At 66.0% G+C, this 15,054-nt stretch carries 11 protein-coding genes; 5 read left to right on the plus strand and 6 right to left on the minus strand.

Annotation, left to right across the window (positions count from 1 at the left end):
- Nucleotides 1-6: 6 nt before the first annotated feature.
- On the minus strand, nt 7-1,431 hold the full coding sequence (locus ACEVQ6_RS21990; protein WP_374891191.1) for an LLM class flavin-dependent oxidoreductase: 1,425 nt from the start codon (nt 1,429-1,431) through the stop codon (nt 7-9).
- Nucleotides 1,432-1,724: 293 nt separating this feature from the next.
- Between ACEVQ6_RS21990 and ACEVQ6_RS21995 the strand changes: the two genes are divergently transcribed.
- Nucleotides 1,725-3,497, plus strand: coding sequence for an ATP-binding protein (locus tag ACEVQ6_RS21995; RefSeq protein WP_374891192.1), 1,773 nt, complete (start codon nt 1,725-1,727; stop codon nt 3,495-3,497).
- A 15-nt stretch (nt 3,498-3,512) separates the two neighbouring features.
- On the plus strand, nt 3,513-5,132 hold the full coding sequence (locus tag ACEVQ6_RS22000) for a putative bifunctional diguanylate cyclase/phosphodiesterase (RefSeq protein ID WP_374891193.1): 1,620 nt from the start codon (nt 3,513-3,515) through the stop codon (nt 5,130-5,132).
- Nucleotides 5,133-5,202: 70 nt separating this feature from the next.
- On the opposite strand, the gene ACEVQ6_RS22005 is transcribed toward ACEVQ6_RS22000, so the two are convergent.
- The 5 genes from ACEVQ6_RS22005 to ACEVQ6_RS22025 form a co-directional block, all read right to left on the minus strand.
- Complete coding sequence (locus tag ACEVQ6_RS22005) at nt 5,203-6,615, minus strand: aminotransferase (protein ID WP_374891194.1); 1,413 nt, start codon at nt 6,613-6,615, stop codon at nt 5,203-5,205.
- A gap of 98 nt (nt 6,616-6,713) precedes the next feature.
- Nucleotides 6,714-7,532 carry an ABC transporter permease gene (locus ACEVQ6_RS22010; protein ID WP_374891195.1) on the minus strand — a complete coding sequence of 273 codons (819 nt, stop codon included), beginning with the start codon at nt 7,530-7,532 and terminating at the stop codon, nt 6,714-6,716.
- On the minus strand, nt 7,529-8,392 hold the full coding sequence (locus ACEVQ6_RS22015; RefSeq protein ID WP_374891196.1) for an ABC transporter permease: 864 nt from the start codon (nt 8,390-8,392) through the stop codon (nt 7,529-7,531). The genes ACEVQ6_RS22010 and ACEVQ6_RS22015 overlap by 4 nt, the downstream gene beginning before the upstream one ends.
- Nucleotides 8,393-8,454: 62 nt before the next feature.
- Nucleotides 8,455-9,612 (minus strand): ABC transporter substrate-binding protein, encoded by a 1,158-nt coding sequence (locus ACEVQ6_RS22020; RefSeq protein WP_374891197.1) that lies wholly within the window; start codon nt 9,610-9,612, stop codon nt 8,455-8,457.
- 57 nt (nt 9,613-9,669) lie between these two features.
- Nucleotides 9,670-10,758 (minus strand): ABC transporter ATP-binding protein, encoded by a 1,089-nt coding sequence (locus ACEVQ6_RS22025; protein WP_374891198.1) that lies wholly within the window; start codon nt 10,756-10,758, stop codon nt 9,670-9,672.
- Between the two features lie 234 nt (nt 10,759-10,992).
- Between ACEVQ6_RS22025 and ACEVQ6_RS22030 the strand changes: the two genes are divergently transcribed.
- From ACEVQ6_RS22030 to ACEVQ6_RS22040, 3 genes are all read left to right on the plus strand, one after another.
- Nucleotides 10,993-12,792 carry a hydantoinase B/oxoprolinase family protein gene (locus tag ACEVQ6_RS22030; RefSeq protein ID WP_374891199.1) on the plus strand — a complete coding sequence of 600 codons (1,800 nt, stop codon included), beginning with the start codon at nt 10,993-10,995 and terminating at the stop codon, nt 12,790-12,792.
- Nucleotides 12,789-14,855, plus strand: coding sequence for a hydantoinase/oxoprolinase family protein (locus ACEVQ6_RS22035; protein WP_374891200.1), 2,067 nt, complete (start codon nt 12,789-12,791; stop codon nt 14,853-14,855). Before ACEVQ6_RS22030 ends, ACEVQ6_RS22035 begins: the two co-directional genes overlap by 4 nt.
- Before the next feature lie 70 nt (nt 14,856-14,925).
- The coding region (locus tag ACEVQ6_RS22040) for a transposase (RefSeq protein WP_374891201.1) at nt 14,926-15,054 on the plus strand (129 nt) is incomplete at its 3' end.

Raw genomic sequence — 15,054 nt, forward strand, 5'->3', positions numbered from 1 at the left:
GCCGCCTCAGCCCTTCGCCGTCTTCAGCGTCGCGACGGTCGCCCGCTCCGCCGCCTCGCGCCGCTTGACCGCCTCGATGTCGCGATAGCCGTTGGCGGGATGGGTCGCGGGCAGGTAGGGGCCCTCTCCGAACAGCTTTTCGCGTAGCGTGCCGGGCCGGTAGGCGGTCGGATAGGCGCCGCGGCGCTGCAATTCGGGCACGATGAGGTTGACCACGTCCTCGAAACTGTCGGGCGTCACCGCATAGGCGAGGTTGAAGCCGTCAACATCGGTATCCTCGACCCACTCCTGCAGGATGTCGGCGATGCGCGTCGGCGAGCCGACGATGACCGGCCCAAGCCCGCCGATGCCGCCGAACTTCGCCAGTTCGTCGATCGTCCAGGACTTGTCGCCGCCGGCGATATGCTCGACGAAGGACTTGATGGCATTGGTCTCGATCCTCTGCACCACGTCTTCCGGCGCGTACTGGCCGAAATCGATGCCGCTCCAGCCGGACATGAAGACGAGCGATCCGTCGCGCGAGACGTAGGAACGGTAGTCCTCGAACTTCTTCTGCGCCTTCTCCTCCGTCTCGTCGGTGATGATGGTGAGAAGCGTGTAGATATAGACCTTCGACGGATCGCGGCCGGCCTCGGCGATCCTGCGGCGGATCTCGCCGACATAGGCCTTCAGCACCGATTTCGTCGGCGCGGCGACGAAGATGCATTCGGCATGGGCGGCGGCAAAGGCCTTGCCGGCCCCCGAAGCGCCCGCCTGGTAGAGCACCGGCGTGCGCTGCGGCGAGGGCTCAGTCAGTCCGTATCCAGGCACGTCGAAATAGGTGCCCTTGTGGCCGATCTCGTGCACCTTTTCCGGATGGGTGAAGACGCGCTTTTCCCGGTCGCGGACGACGGCGCCCTCCTCCCAGGACCCCTCGAGCAGCTTGTAGAGCACCTCGACATATTCGGCGGCGACGTCATAGCGGTTGTCGTGGCGGCGAAGACCGCCCTCGCCGATGTTCTTCGCGCCGCTCTCCAGATAGGAGGTGACGATGTTCCAGCCGACCCGGCCTTTCGTGTGATGGTCCGCGGTGGCGATCCGCCGGGCGAAGGTGTAGGGGTGCTCGAAGGAGGTCGAGGCGGTGATGCCGATGCCGAGATGCTCCGTCGCCAGCGCGATGGGTGCCGCGAGCTGCAGCGGATCGTTGACCGGAAGCTGCGCCGCCTGGTGGATCGCGTGGTGGTTCGAGCCCTTGTAGACGTCGTAATAGCCGATGACGTCGGCGATGAAGATGCCGTCGAAGACACCTCTTTCCAGCGTGCGGGCAAGGTCCTGCCAATAGTCGAGGTCCTTGTATTTCCACGACGTGTCGCGCGGATGCGCCCACAGGCCGGGCGACTGGTGTCCGACGCAGTTCATGTCGAAGGCATTGAAGCGGATCGCCCGTGTCATTCTTGGCTCCCAGATCAGCAGAGGACCGAAACCTAAGGCCTCGCCGTCAGGAAACCGAGTTTTTCCATTTTTTATATAGATTGAATTCGAGAATAGTTTTCCAAGCGGCGCGATGGGCGTGGCACGCCGGGATCGCGACACTGTGGGCCGAAGCGGGTGCGCCCCCGATCCCGTGTCATCGCCGCACGCACGCAAACGGATCGTTCACCACGGCGCAAGCGCGGGCCGGCGCTTTAGCACTCCATTACATTTTCGGGCGCAGTGTCGGCCGCATCTGATTGGAGGAATGTTCCGTGCATATCGAATCCGCGTTCCCGCTCCGGGCGCCCGTTGGCTCGACGCCCTTCGCAACGGTCATCTCCTGCCGGGGATCCAAGGCGAAGATCGGCTTTGCCATCGCGTCCGGAATTCCCGGCGCGCGCGCGACCGTCGGCCAGTTCATTCTTGTCCGTCAGGGCAAGGGCGGTGCCGTCGGCATGATCAACGAGGTCTCGTCGGGCAAGGCGATGGCTTCCGAAGGGCATGAGGTCGTCGCCGATATCGACCTGATGGGCGAGATCGTCGTCGATGCCGGCGGGCGGCTCGGCTTCGACCGCGGCGTGCGCCACTATCCGGCCATCGGCGATCAGGTCGAGCTTCTGCCGCAGGACGCGCTCGATCTGATCCAGGGATCCTTCGCCGGTCCGGCGATCCGCGTCGGCTCCGTCGCGGGCGACGGCACCCACCCGGTCTCGATCGATGCGGACGGCCTCTACGCCAAGCATTTCGCCGTGATGGGCTCGACGGGGGTCGGCAAGTCGAGCGGCACCGCCGTCATCCTCAACGCGCTGGTGGCGGCGCGTCCGAAAGTGCGCATCCTGCTCCTCGACGTGCACAACGAATACACCCATTGCTTCGACAGGCGCGCCTCGGTGATCGACGCGAAGACGCTGCGGCTTCCCTTCTGGCTGTTCAACTTCGACGAGCTGACCGACGCGATCTATGGCGGCCGCCCGGCCGTGATGGAGGAACTCGACATTCTCGCCGAGCTCATCCCCGTGGCGAAATCCACCTATTCCGCGCTGAAATCCGGCGCCGAGCGCACGCTCCTCACCCGCCGCCAGACCCGGCAGAGCGGCTTCACCGTCGACACACCCTCGCCCTTCCTCATCCAGGACCTGATCAAGCTCATCGACGAGCGCATGGGCAAGCTCGAGAACCGCGCGACGCGCATGGTCCACCACCGGCTGATGACGCGCATCGAGACGGTGCGCAACGATCCGCGCTACGCCTTCATGTTCGAGAACGCCAATGTCGGCGGCGATACGATGGCGCAGGTGCTGGAGCAGCTCTTCTCCGTCGGGACCGACCGTTCGGGCATCACCCTGCTGAAGCTGGCGGAACTTCCGGGCGAAGTGGTCGACGCGGCGGTCTGCGTCATCCTGCGCATGGCGTTCGAGTTCGGCCTTTGGAGCGACGGCGGCTCGCCGCTGCTGATCGTCTGCGAGGAGGCCCATCGCTTCGCCTCGGCCGATCCGGGCAGCGGCTTCGCCCCGGTCCGGCGGATCCTCTGTCGCATCGCCAAGGAGGGGCGCAAATACGGCGTGCATCTCGGCCTCGTCACCCAGCGGCCGGCGGAGCTCGATCCGACCATCGTCTCGCAGTGCAGCTCGCTCTTCATGATGCGCATGGCGAACGACCGCGACCAGCAGCTTCTGCGCTCGGCGATGGCCGATTCGGCCGCCAACCTCCTGAATTTCCTGCCGTCGCTCGGAACCGGCGAGGTGATCGCCGCGGGCGAGGCGATCGCCCTGCCGATGCGCTTCGCCTTCGACCGGCTGCCGGCGCGGCAATTGCCGGCGAGCGACCAGATCGAGGCGCGCGGCGGCGAAAACGGCGGGTTCGGCGCACAGGATCAGGTCAACAGGGCAATCGAACGCTGGCGGAAGGCATCGAGCGTCGGCGCCGGCGCCATCGGCAGCCTCGACGAGAGCCGCGGCGGCCAGGACACGGAGACCGGCCAGTCCGCCGTCAACCGCGCCCTGCACGCCGCCCTTCGCAACGATGTCGGCTCGAGCCGCTTCTGACCGGCGGGGCGGACCATGACGGGCAACGATGCAAGAATGAGGGCGGACGAGCGGATCGACGGCGTCGACCGGCCGGTGCCTCCGATGGCGATCGAGCGGCTCCTCGACGCCCTCCCCTTCGGCCTTTCGCTCCGGACCCGGCGGGGCGAGCGGATCTACGCCAATCCCGCCGCCGGATCTGCCTCGACCCGCCCGGGCATGGAACGGCGCGATTTCGACATCGAGGTCGCCGGAGATGCCTACACGGTGTCGCTCGCCCTCGACGAGACGGAGCGCAATGCGCGCGAGCAGACGCTGATCGAGCGCGCCTATTTCGACGAGTTGACCGGCTTGCCGAACCGGCGCCTGATCGAGCAGAGCGTGGCGAGCCATGCGGCGGCGTCACGCGCGCCCTTCGCGCTCGTCTTCATCGACGTCGACCGCTTCAAGCATGTCAACGACCATTACGGCCATGACGCGGGCGACCTCCTGCTGGTCGAGATCGCGAAGCGCCTGTCGCGCAACCTGCGGCCCTCGGACATGCTGGCGCGCCTCGGCGGCGACGAGTTCCTGCTGTTCCTGTCGCCGCTCGACGACGCGGCGACGGCGGAGGCGGAGATCCGCGCGCTGTCGCGCAGCCTTTCCGTGCCCTATTACATCGGCAACGAGGAGATCCACTCGTCCGCCTCGATCGGGGTGAGCCTCTATCCGGTCCACGGCGCGGACTACGAGACGCTGCGCGCCAATGCCGATCGCGCCATGTATCGCAGCAAGGGCAGCGGCCTCGGGCATGTGCAGTTCTTCGACGACAGCATCGAGCATGCGGCGATCGAGCAGGGGCGCCGCGAGGAACTGCTGCGCCTGATGGTGCGCGAACGGCGCGTGACCTGCGCCTACCAGCCGAAATTCGACATCCGCAGCAACACCGTCTGCGGCGTGGAGGTGCTGCTGCGCTTCGTCGACGACGGCGGCAACATCATCGGGCCCGGCGGCTTCATCGAGCTTGCCGTCGAGCTCGGCATGATGGACGAGCTCTGCCATCTCGTCGTCGAAAGGACGCTGGACGCGCTCGACCTGATCGACGAGACGTTCGGCGCGAACGTAACGATCAGCGTCAATGTCGCCGCGCGCCAGGCGACCGACCTCGCCTTCATGCGCGGCCTTCTCGCCCGTATCGCGGCGAGCGGAGCGGCGGGGCGGTTTCTCCTAGAAATCACCGAGGAAGCCTTCGTCTCCAAGGCGAGCTTCCAGCAGCAGGTGCTGCCGCTGATCCGCCAGATCGGCGCGAAAGTCTCGATCGACGATTTCGGCGTCGGCTATTCCTCGCTCTCGGCCCTTGCCGAGATCACCGCCGACGAGGTCAAGATCGACCGCTCCTTCATCACCAAGCTGCACCAGCGCCCGCGCAGCCAGAACGTGCTGCGCGCGATCGAGGCGCTGAGCCATTCGCTCGGGATGAAGATCGTGGTCGAGGGGGTCGAGGAGCGCGAGGAACTCGACTACCTGATGGCGCATACCGGCATCCGCATCGTCCAGGGCTACTATTTCTCGAAGCCAGTGGTGCTCGACCGGCGGATCGGCGACGGTCCGCATCCGCTCGCGCTGCGGAGCACCCTCCGGCCCGTCACGCAGAACCGCGCCGGCATCGGCCGCTGACGATGCCCTTTCTTCCCGGAAAGCCGGAGCCCGTCGCCATCATCGGGCGACGCGCTCCTTTCTCCATGGCTTACCCGTTGGCGAGGTCGACCTTGTCACGCACCAGCTCGTCGTGGACGAAGCCGATCGCCTTCTTCAGCCCGGTCACCAGCTCGTCGATGTTGTCGTCGCTGAGGATCAGCGGCGGCGACATCGCCATGACGGTGCGGTGCGGCAGGGCGCGCACGAGGATGCCCTCGTGATATCCCCGCGCCATCACGCGCGGACCGACTTTCAGGCCAAGGTTCAGCTCCTGCTTCGTCGCCTTGTCGGCGACGAGTTCGACGCCGATCATCAGGCCCTCGCCGCGAATGTCGCCGACCAGCGGGTGGTCGCCGAGCTCCGCCTTCAGCCGGGCCTTCAGGGCTGCGCCGGCGCGCGCGGCATTGTCAACAAGGTTTTCCCGCTCGAGAATGTCCAGATTGGCGAGCGCCGCCGCCGCGCAGGTCGGATGCGCCGAATAGGTCAGGCCGTGGCCGAAGCCCGGCATCTTCGGCGCGGTCTCCTTCAGCACGGTCCAGATCTTCTCGTTGATGACGCTGGCCGAGATCGGCAGATAGCCGCTCGAGAGCCCCTTCGCCATCGTCATGATGTCGGGTCGGATGTTGAACTTGTCCGAGCCGAACCTGGTGCCGAGACGGCCGAAGCCGCAAATCACCTCGTCGGCGATCATCAGCACGTCATATCTGTCGAGAACCGCCTGGATCGCCGGGAAATAGCCCTCCGGCGGCACCAGCACGCCGCCCGTCCCCATCAGCGGCTCGGCGATGAAGGCGGCGACCGTGTCCGGTCCTTCCGCAAGAATCAGTGCCTCGAGTTCGGCGGCGAGATAGGCGGTGAAGTCCGCCTCGCTCATGCCGGCCGGCTTCTCCCGATAGGTATCGACCGAATGGGTGTGCTTCATCATCGGCAGCGGCAGGTCGAAGGCGACGTGGTTGATCGGCAGGCCGGTAAGGCTGCCGGACGCGACCGATACGCCGTGATAGGCGCGCTTTCGCGACAGGATCTTCTTCTTTTCCGGCAGCCCGCGCATGTTGTTGTAGTACCAGACGATCTTGACATTGGTGTCGTTGGCGTCCGAGCCGCCCGAACCGAAGATCACCTTGCTCATGCCCGGCGGCGTCCAGCGCAGGACGCGGTCGGCGAGCAGGATCGACGGCTCGTTCGACATCGAAGTGAAGGAATGGAAATAGGGCAGCGTCGTCGACTGCCTGTGGATCGCGTCTGCAATTTCGGTCCGGCCATAGCCGACATTGACGCACCAGAGGCCCGCGGCGCCGTCGAGGTAGCGGTTGCCCTTGCTGTCCGTCACATGGACGCCGGACCCGCCGACCATGATGCGCGGACCATTGGCGAGATGGTCGGAGATCGAGGTCGAGGGGTGGAGAAGGGTGCGAACATCCATCTCCTCGAGCGTCTGGTTGTGATGGGGGTCGATGGTCATGGGTCTGTCCTCACGATAGGGATCTGCGGTTTTTGTGTTTTGTGATCACAGGTATTGATGGAAAACTCTCTGTCCTCCCCGCCGGGTCGAGGGCGCAATCAGTCCTTGCTCTTGCCGAAAAGGAGAAGGAAGGCGGAGCCGACCAGCGTCATCGAGGCGAGCATGATCAGCGTCGAGAGCGAGAAGAGGATCGGCACATTGGAATTGTGGGAGCTCGCCTGGACCCATTCGTAGAGCGGCAGGGTCTGCACCGATCCCTTCAGCAGCAGGGAATGGGCGAGGTCGTTGAAGGAGAGGAGGAAGCCGAACATCGTGGCGCTAACGATGCCGGGCAGGATCAGCGGGAACTCGACGTCGCGAAACGCCTGCCAGCGCGTCGCACCGAGATCGCCGGCGGCCTCCAGCAGCCGCGTGTCGAAGCGCAGCGTGTTGACGAGCAGCGCCAGCAGCGAGAAGGGATAGGCCCAGGTGAAGTGGCCGAAGAACATCGACCACCAGCCGAGCCGCAGGCCGAGGATGACGCGGAAATAGAGGAAGATCGCCACGCCGACGAGAATGCCGGGGACGAAAAGCGGAAACAGGAATGCGCCCAGCACCAGTCCGCGCTGCTTCAGCACCGGGATGACGCGGGCGACGACGATGGAAGCGAGCGCGCAGCTGATGCCGACCGCGACGCCGAGCCAGATGCTGCTGGCGAGCGGCGCGATCCACCGGCCGTCGGCGAAGAGCTTTCCATACCATTCGAGCGTGAAGTCGCGCGGGATGCCGCTCAAGGGATCGCCGCTGACCGACATCAGCGCCAGCCAGAGCACCGGCAGGTAGATCAGCGCCAGCATGGCGAAGCCGGCGATCCCGGCAAAGGCGGCGCCGGCCCGCTCGGAGAGCGGCGGGCGCACGGTGACGGCGGTCGCGCTCATCGGCCGGTTCCCTCGAAGATCGGCGCCGAGACGGGCAGCCGCCGCATCAGGAGCCGGAGCAGGACGAGCAGCACGGCGACAACGAGGAGGACGACGACGGAGAGCGCAGCGGCGACGGGATAGTTCACCACCTGGATCAGGCTTGCGAGCGACGAGCCGAGCATGTTGACGTTTCCGCCGCCGAGGAGTTGCGGCACGACCGTCTCGCCGAGCATCGGCACGAAGGTGAAGATGATGCCGGCTACGATGCCGGGAAGCGCCAGCGGCAGCATGACGTCGAGGAAGACACGGTGCGGCGGCGCGCCGAGATCGCGCGCGGCGTTGATCAGCTCGTCGTCGATCAGCGTCATCGTCAGGTAGATCGGCAGCACCATGGTCGGGAAGCTCGGGCCGAGCAGGCCGAGATGCACCGAGAAATCGGAAAAAAGCAGCCATTCGAGCGGCCGATCGATCAGGCCGAGATCGATCAGCGCCGTGTTGACCGGCCCGTTGCGCGACAGGATCGGGCGGAACACCATGGTGCGCGAGGCGATCGAGATGAAGAAGGGAATGGTCAATAGCGTCAGCACGATCGCCTTCACCTTGGCCGAGGTCACCTTCTTCGCCAGCCAGATGCTGAACGGGATGGCGACGACGAGTTCGATCAGCGTCACCGTCACCGCGATCCTGAGCGTCTTCCAGATAACGAGGTCGCGGCCCGATGCCACGATCTGGCCATAGGCGGAAAGCGTCGGCTCGGCGACGAACTGGTAGTTCTCCATGGCGAGGAAGGACCAGAGGACGAGAGCCGCGACGGGGACGAGAAGCAGCACGACCCAGGCCGTCAGGAACAGGGTAAAGGCGGTTTTGCTGAAGACCATGGTGTCGTTCCTGCGCGGCAAGATGGCGGGGGAGCGCCTCCCCCGCCATGGATCATAGCTAATCAGGCGTTGCGGAAGCGGTCGAATTCGGCTTCGATCGCCTGGAGGTTGGAGGGCGCCGCGTTCTGCCAGAACTCCTTGGCGGTGAATTTCTGCTTCACCTTCTCGATGTTGGCCTCGATCGCCTTGACGTCCGTTTCCGGCAGGTTGTTCGCCTTGGCGTAGTCGAGCCCGGTTTCCGGCAGGGCGGTGGCGTAGCCGCGCAGCGTCGCGATCTTCGAGGCATAGGCACCGCCGAGGAAGCCTTCGAGCGCCTTGGCGACCAGCGGCATCTTGCCCCGCTCGGCGACCTGCGTCGGCACATAGGCGCAGATGACCCACTTGTTGTAGCCTTCCGTGGTGGTCGCGTATTCGACCGCGCCGCCCTTCTTCTTCACCTCCAGCACCGCCGGCTCCCAGCAATTGATGGCGATGACCTCCTTGCTCGCGAGCAGATCGACGGACTCCTCCCAGGTCGACCACATCGTGCGGAACTGGCCGGCCTGCTTGCGGGCGATGAGGAAGTCGGCGACGACCTTCGCCTCCTCCGCCGTCATGTTGGAGGGTTCGGCGATCTTCGCCTTGCCGCTGGCATTGAGATAGATCGCGGCGAGCGGGAAGGTCGTCATCCAGTTGTTCTCGAGCGCGACGCGGCCCTTCGTCTTCTCGTTCTCGAACAGGATCTCGTAGGAATAGGGCGCCGAGCCGCCGATCTCGTCGGGATAGAAGGCGAAGCTGTCGGCGTTCATGACGACCGGCAGGCCGAACTGGGTGCCGGTCGGCCCCTGCGCCAGCGGCGATTTCAGCACGTCGTCGGGGATCTTCGACCAGCTCGGGATGCCCTCGCCCGTCAACGGCATGAAGAAGCCCTTCTCGCCGAGGTCGTCCTCGATGCCGCCGTCCATCAGGAGGATGTCGATGCGCTCGCCGATCGTGTTGGCGACGACCTCCTGGCGGAAGATACCGGGGTCGCTCGCCATGCCCTCGAAGGCGACCTTGACGCCGGTGCTTTCCTCGAAGGCGGTCCAGTCGTCGAGCGCCGCCGTCTCGACGCCCATGATGGTGACGGTGTTGTCCTCGGCGTAAGCACGGCGCAGGAAGGCGGGGGCGGCGAGCAGGCTCGCGGCGCCGGCCGAGGTCTTCAAGAGGGTGCGGCGGGAAAATGTCAGGCGGTTGTTCATGTCGTTCCACTCCTTGTTATGATTGTCGTTTGATGCGGGCAGGATCCGTAGCGGATCTCAGGCCGCGACGGGGGCGATCCGCGCATCCGCCTCGTCCCAGGCGAGCGATACGGGGCCGGGCGCGCGCGACGCGCCGTCGAAGGTGAGCGCATGGATGCGGCCGCCGGCCGTTTCGACCACGTGCTCCGTCGATCGGCCCTTGTACACGCTTGCCGCCAGCGTGCCCGAGACAAGCCCGGTTGCCGCGATGCGCACCTTCTCGGCCCTGACCATCAGGGCCGCAGGCTCGCCCGGCCGTGGCGGCGCCCGCCCGGTCCATTGCCCGGTAAAACCGCCACTTGCCGTTCCGACCGTGACGCGATCGCCGCTGACGGCCTCGATACGGCCGCGCAGGATGTTCTCGACGCCCATGAAATTGCCGACGAAATCGCTGACGGGGCGCTCGAAGAGGTCGGAGGGCTTGCCCTCCTGCTCGATGCGTCCGCGGCGCATCAGCACGACGCGGTCGCTCATCGTCAGCGCCTCTTCCTGGCTGTGGGTGATGTAGACGAAGGTCATGCCGAAATGGCGCTGCAACTGGAGGAGCTCGATCTGCATGTCGAGGCGCAGCCGCTCGTCGAGCGCGCCGAGCGGTTCGTCGAGCAGCAGGATCTCCGGCTTGCAGATAATCGCGCGGGCGAGCGCGACGCGCTGGCGCTCGCCGCCGGAAAGCTGGTGGATGCGGCGGTCGGCCTTGTCGCCGAGACGGACGGTGTCGAGCATCGCCAGCGCCTGGCGGACCCTGCCCGCCGGATCGACGCCGCGCAGCTTCAGCGGATAGGCGACGTTCTCGCCGACGGTCATGTGCGGAAAGAGGGCGTAGTGCTGGAAGACGGTGGCGACATTGCGCTTGTGCGGCGGCAGGCCGAGCACGTCCGCGCCGCCGATCGCCAGCCGCTCGATCGCGCTCGGATGGTCGAGGCCGGCGATGAGGCGGAGCAGCGTCGTCTTGCCGGAGCCGCTCTGGCCGAGAATCGTCAGGAATTCGCCCTTGCGGGCGCTGACGGTCACGGCGTCGAGCGCCCGCACCGGTCCATAGGCGCGCGTCGCGCCGACGATCTCCAGCGCCAGCCCCGACTTGTCTTCCACGCCAGCCCCCGACGTCATCCGTCCACCTCGTTTACGATTCGGCTTCGCCCGCAGGCGCCCAGGCGCGTTGCCCGTCATGCTGCGCCTGCACAGTGATGGATGAAACTTATATCGTGATCTGTGATCACACAATCGAATTTTTTCCGATTTCCGCTATTGTGCGTAGCAGCATGCCCCTTGCCGTCTTGCGAGGGAAAAACCTTTGCGCTAGGACCGAAGAACGTGATCTGTGATCACAAAAGAGGGGATGCCGTGACAGAAGAAAACCATCGGGACGCCGCGCCGGCGACGATCGAGCCGCATATGCTGTCGGTCCTGTCGTCGCGCCTGTCGGCGATCGTCAGGGAAATGAACGCGACGCTGATGAAGTCGAGCCGCTCCTCGGTGATCAAGAATTCGCGGGATTTCTCCTGCGGCCTGCTCACCTTCGATCATCGGCTGCTCTCGGTCGAGGACTGCATCCCGATCCACATCGCCGCCCTCGAGCTTGCCACCAAGCCGATCACGGAGTTCTTCGACGACATCCGCCCAGGTGACGCCTTCATGAACAATTGCCCCTATACCGGCAATTCGCACCATGCCGACATGACGCTCTGCGTGCCGGTCTTCGTCGGCGACCAACCGATGTTCTGGACGCTGGCGCGCGCGCATCATGCCGATATCGGCGCGCCGATCCCTTCCACCTACCTGCCGGAGGCGAAGACGATCTACGAGGAGGGCGTGCATCTCCCGTGTGTCCAGATCCAGCAGGATTTCAGGGATCGCGCCGACATCATCCGCATGTGCCGGACCAAGATCCGCGTCGCCGATCTCTGGTACGGCGACTATCTCGCGCAGGTCGGCGCCTGCCGCGTCGGCGAGCGGCGGCTGAACGAGCTCGCCGATCGTTACGGCCTCGACGTCATCCGCGCCTTCATCCGCGAATGGATGGCCTATGGCGAACGGCGCATGGATGCCGAGATCCGCAAATTGCCGAAGGGCACATGGTCGTTCTCGACACGGCACGATCCGGTGCCGGGCATCGCCGACGACGGTATTCCGGTCAATGTAACGGTGGAGATCCGCCCGGAGGACGGCGAGATCATCGTCGACGCCACCGACAACATCGACTGCATCGCCGGCGGCCTCAACCTCACCGAATGCACGGCGACCGCGGCCTGCCGCATCGGCGTCTTCTACAATCTCGACCCGACGCTGCCACACAACGAGGGCAGCGCCTCGCGCATCAAGATCCGGCTGCGGGAAAACTGCGCGCTGGGCATTCCGCGCTATCCGGTCGGCACCTCGGTCGCCACCACCAACCTGTCGAGCCGGCTGATCACGGCGGTCGCCGCCTGCTTCGCCGAACTCGGCGAGCCGCACGGCATGGCGGAGATGGCCTATTCGCAGGCCTTGGGTGAAGCCGTCATCTCCGGCAACGACGCGACGCGCGACGACCTCCCCTATGTCAACCAGATCTTCGTCGGCTATGGCGGCGGCGGCGCGATCCACGGCCATGACGGCTGGCTTGCCTCGGGGGCGGCCTGCGACGGCGGGCAGATGGCGCTCGATTCGATCGAGATCAACGAGGCGATGTACCCGATCCTCATCGAATCGCGCGGCTGCGCCGTCGATTCGGGCGGTCCGGGCGAATGGGAGGGTGCGCCGGGCATCGAGGGCGTTTACCGGCCGCTTGCCGGTCGCATGACCGCCTTCTGGGGGTCTGATGGCGATGTGACGCCGGCGCGCGGCGTGCGCGGCGGTGGCGATGCCGCCACCTCCGGCAACTGGCTGCGCAGGTCGGACGGCACGATACGCACCCTCCCCGCCTTCGGCGACGTAACGATCGGCGCCGACGAGGCGATCGCGTTTCGCGCCTGCGGCGGCGGCGGCTACGGCGATCCGAGAAAGCGCGACGTCGCCCGGGTACTGCGCTCGGTGCGGCGCGGCTGGATCACGCCGGAGCGGGCGCGCGACGTCTACGGCGTCGCCATCGTGCCGGCAACGGACGGGCTCGGTGTCGAGATCGACGAGGATGGGACGCGCGCGCTGCGCGCCGGAGAGACGGCATGACCCTGCATGACTACACCGCCTGCATCGACATCGGCGGCACCTTCACCGACTGCCTCGTCGAGGACGCGGCGGGCCGCACCCACATCTTCAAGGCGGCGACAACGCCCGGCGACTTCCAGAACGGGTTCATGGACAGCCTCGCCATCGCCGCGGAGCATTTCGGCCTCGACCTGAAGCGCTTCCTTGCCGCCACCCGCCAGATCGTCCACGGCTCGACCGTCTCGACCAATGCGCTGGTCGAGATGAAGGTGGCGCCGACCGGCTATCTCTGCAACGAAGGCCATCTCGACGTGCTCGTCATGCGCGAGGCGGTGAGAAAGCCCGTCTTCTCCTGGCGGCTCGATTTTCCCGATCCCTATATCCCGCGCAGCCACACGATGGGCATTCGCGGCCGCATCGACGCGGGCGGCAACGAACTGACGCCGCTCGACGAGGACGGCGTGCGCAAGGCGGTTGTCGCGATGAAGGCGGCGGGGCTGAAGGCGATCGGCGTCGCCTATCTCTGGTCGATCCTCAACCCTTCCCATGAACTGCGCACGCGCGCGATCATCCGCGAGATCTGGCCCGAGGTGCCGGTCACGCTCAGCCACCAGCTGAACCCCGTCGGCCGCGAATATCGCCGCTCGATCGCCACCGTCATCGATGCCTCGCTGCAGCCGACGGTCAGCACCTATATCACCAAGCTGATCGACGCGCTGACGGAGGCCGGCTACACCAACGAACTTCTGCTCGCCAACTGCGTCGGCGGCATGATGCCGCCGGACGACCTGATCGCCCGGCCGATCTATTCGGTGATGTCCGGCCCGACGCTCGCCCCCGTCGCCGCTCGGTTCCTGACGCGCGAGAAGAACGTCATTGTCGCCGACATGGGCGGCACCACCTTCGACGTCTCCGCCATCCGCGACGGCCACCTGATCGTCTCGCAGGAGGCGATGATCGGCAACGACATGCTGGGGATTTCCAAGATCGACGTGCGCTCGGTCGGCGCCGGCGGCGGCAGCCTCGCCTATGTCGATGCCGGGGGCATGCTGCATGTCGGCCCGGAAAGCGCCAGCGCCCGGCCGGGCCCGGCCTGCTACGGCCGCGGCGGCACCAAGCCGACCGTCACCGACGCCAACCTGCTTCTCGGCATCCTCGACGAGAACAATTTTCTTGGCGGCCGCATGGTGCTCGACCGCAAGGCTGCGGAAGACGCGATGGCGCCGCTCGCCGCCGCGCTCGGCCTCAGCCTGGAGGACACGGCCTATTCGATCTACACGACCAGCAACAATGTCATGGTCGGGCTGATCGAGGACATGACGGTCAAGGAGGGGATCAACCCGCGCGACAGCCAGCTCGTCGTCGGCGGCGGGGCGACGGCCGCCCATATCTGCGAGATCGCCAACGAGCTCGGCATCGCCCGCGTGCTCATCCCGCGCTTCGCCGCCGGGCTTTCCGCCTATGGCGGGTTGATCTCCGACATCCGCTGGGAGGAGCAGGCGACCGTCATCACCGCGAGCGACCGCTTCGAGCCGGACCGGATCAACACGGCGATCGCGACACTCAAGGCCGGAGGCCAGGCCTTCCTCGACCGCGCCTCGGTGCCGAAGGCACGGCAGCGCTTCGAACTCCTGTTCATGGCGCGCTATCGCTACCAGTCCTGGGAGATCGAGGTGCCGCTGCCGATCGACGGCGAGACCGTCACGGATGCCGACCTGCCCGCCTTCGTCGCCGCTTTCCACGCGATGCACGAACGCATCTATTCGGTGAAGATGGAAAGCGACATCGTCGAGTTCACCACCTGGAAGCTGCGGGCGATCGGCGAAAAGCCGCGCCGTTCCGTCGAGGCCGGCATCCTGCCGGAAGCGACCAAGGCGGCAACGGCGGATCAGCGCCGCAGCGTCTATTTCCGCGAGCGCGGCGGCTTCGTCGATTGCCCGATCCACCAGGGCGACCGACTCGCCGCCGGCGCGATCATCACCGGCCCGGCCGTGATCGAGGAACCGACGACGACCATCTACCTGCCGTCCAACGCCCGCGCCGTCACCGACCACGACGGCAACTACGTCGTGACGCTTCACTAGGCAGTGTCCCCATAAACGGGGTTCATCTTACTGACGGTGTGTGATTCAATCCCCTTGAAAGGAGATTGTTATGGGCCGTCACGAATTGAGCGACGAAGAATGGGCTGTCATTGCAGCGCTGCTGCCGAACAAGAGCGGCGGGGTTGAACGTGTCGACGACCGCCGGGTGATCAACGGCATCCTGTGGCGTTTCAGAACG

The organism is Ensifer soli (assembly GCF_041928815.1).
In the GTDB taxonomy this organism is placed as follows: Bacteria; Pseudomonadota; Alphaproteobacteria; order Rhizobiales; family Rhizobiaceae; genus JBHFEI01.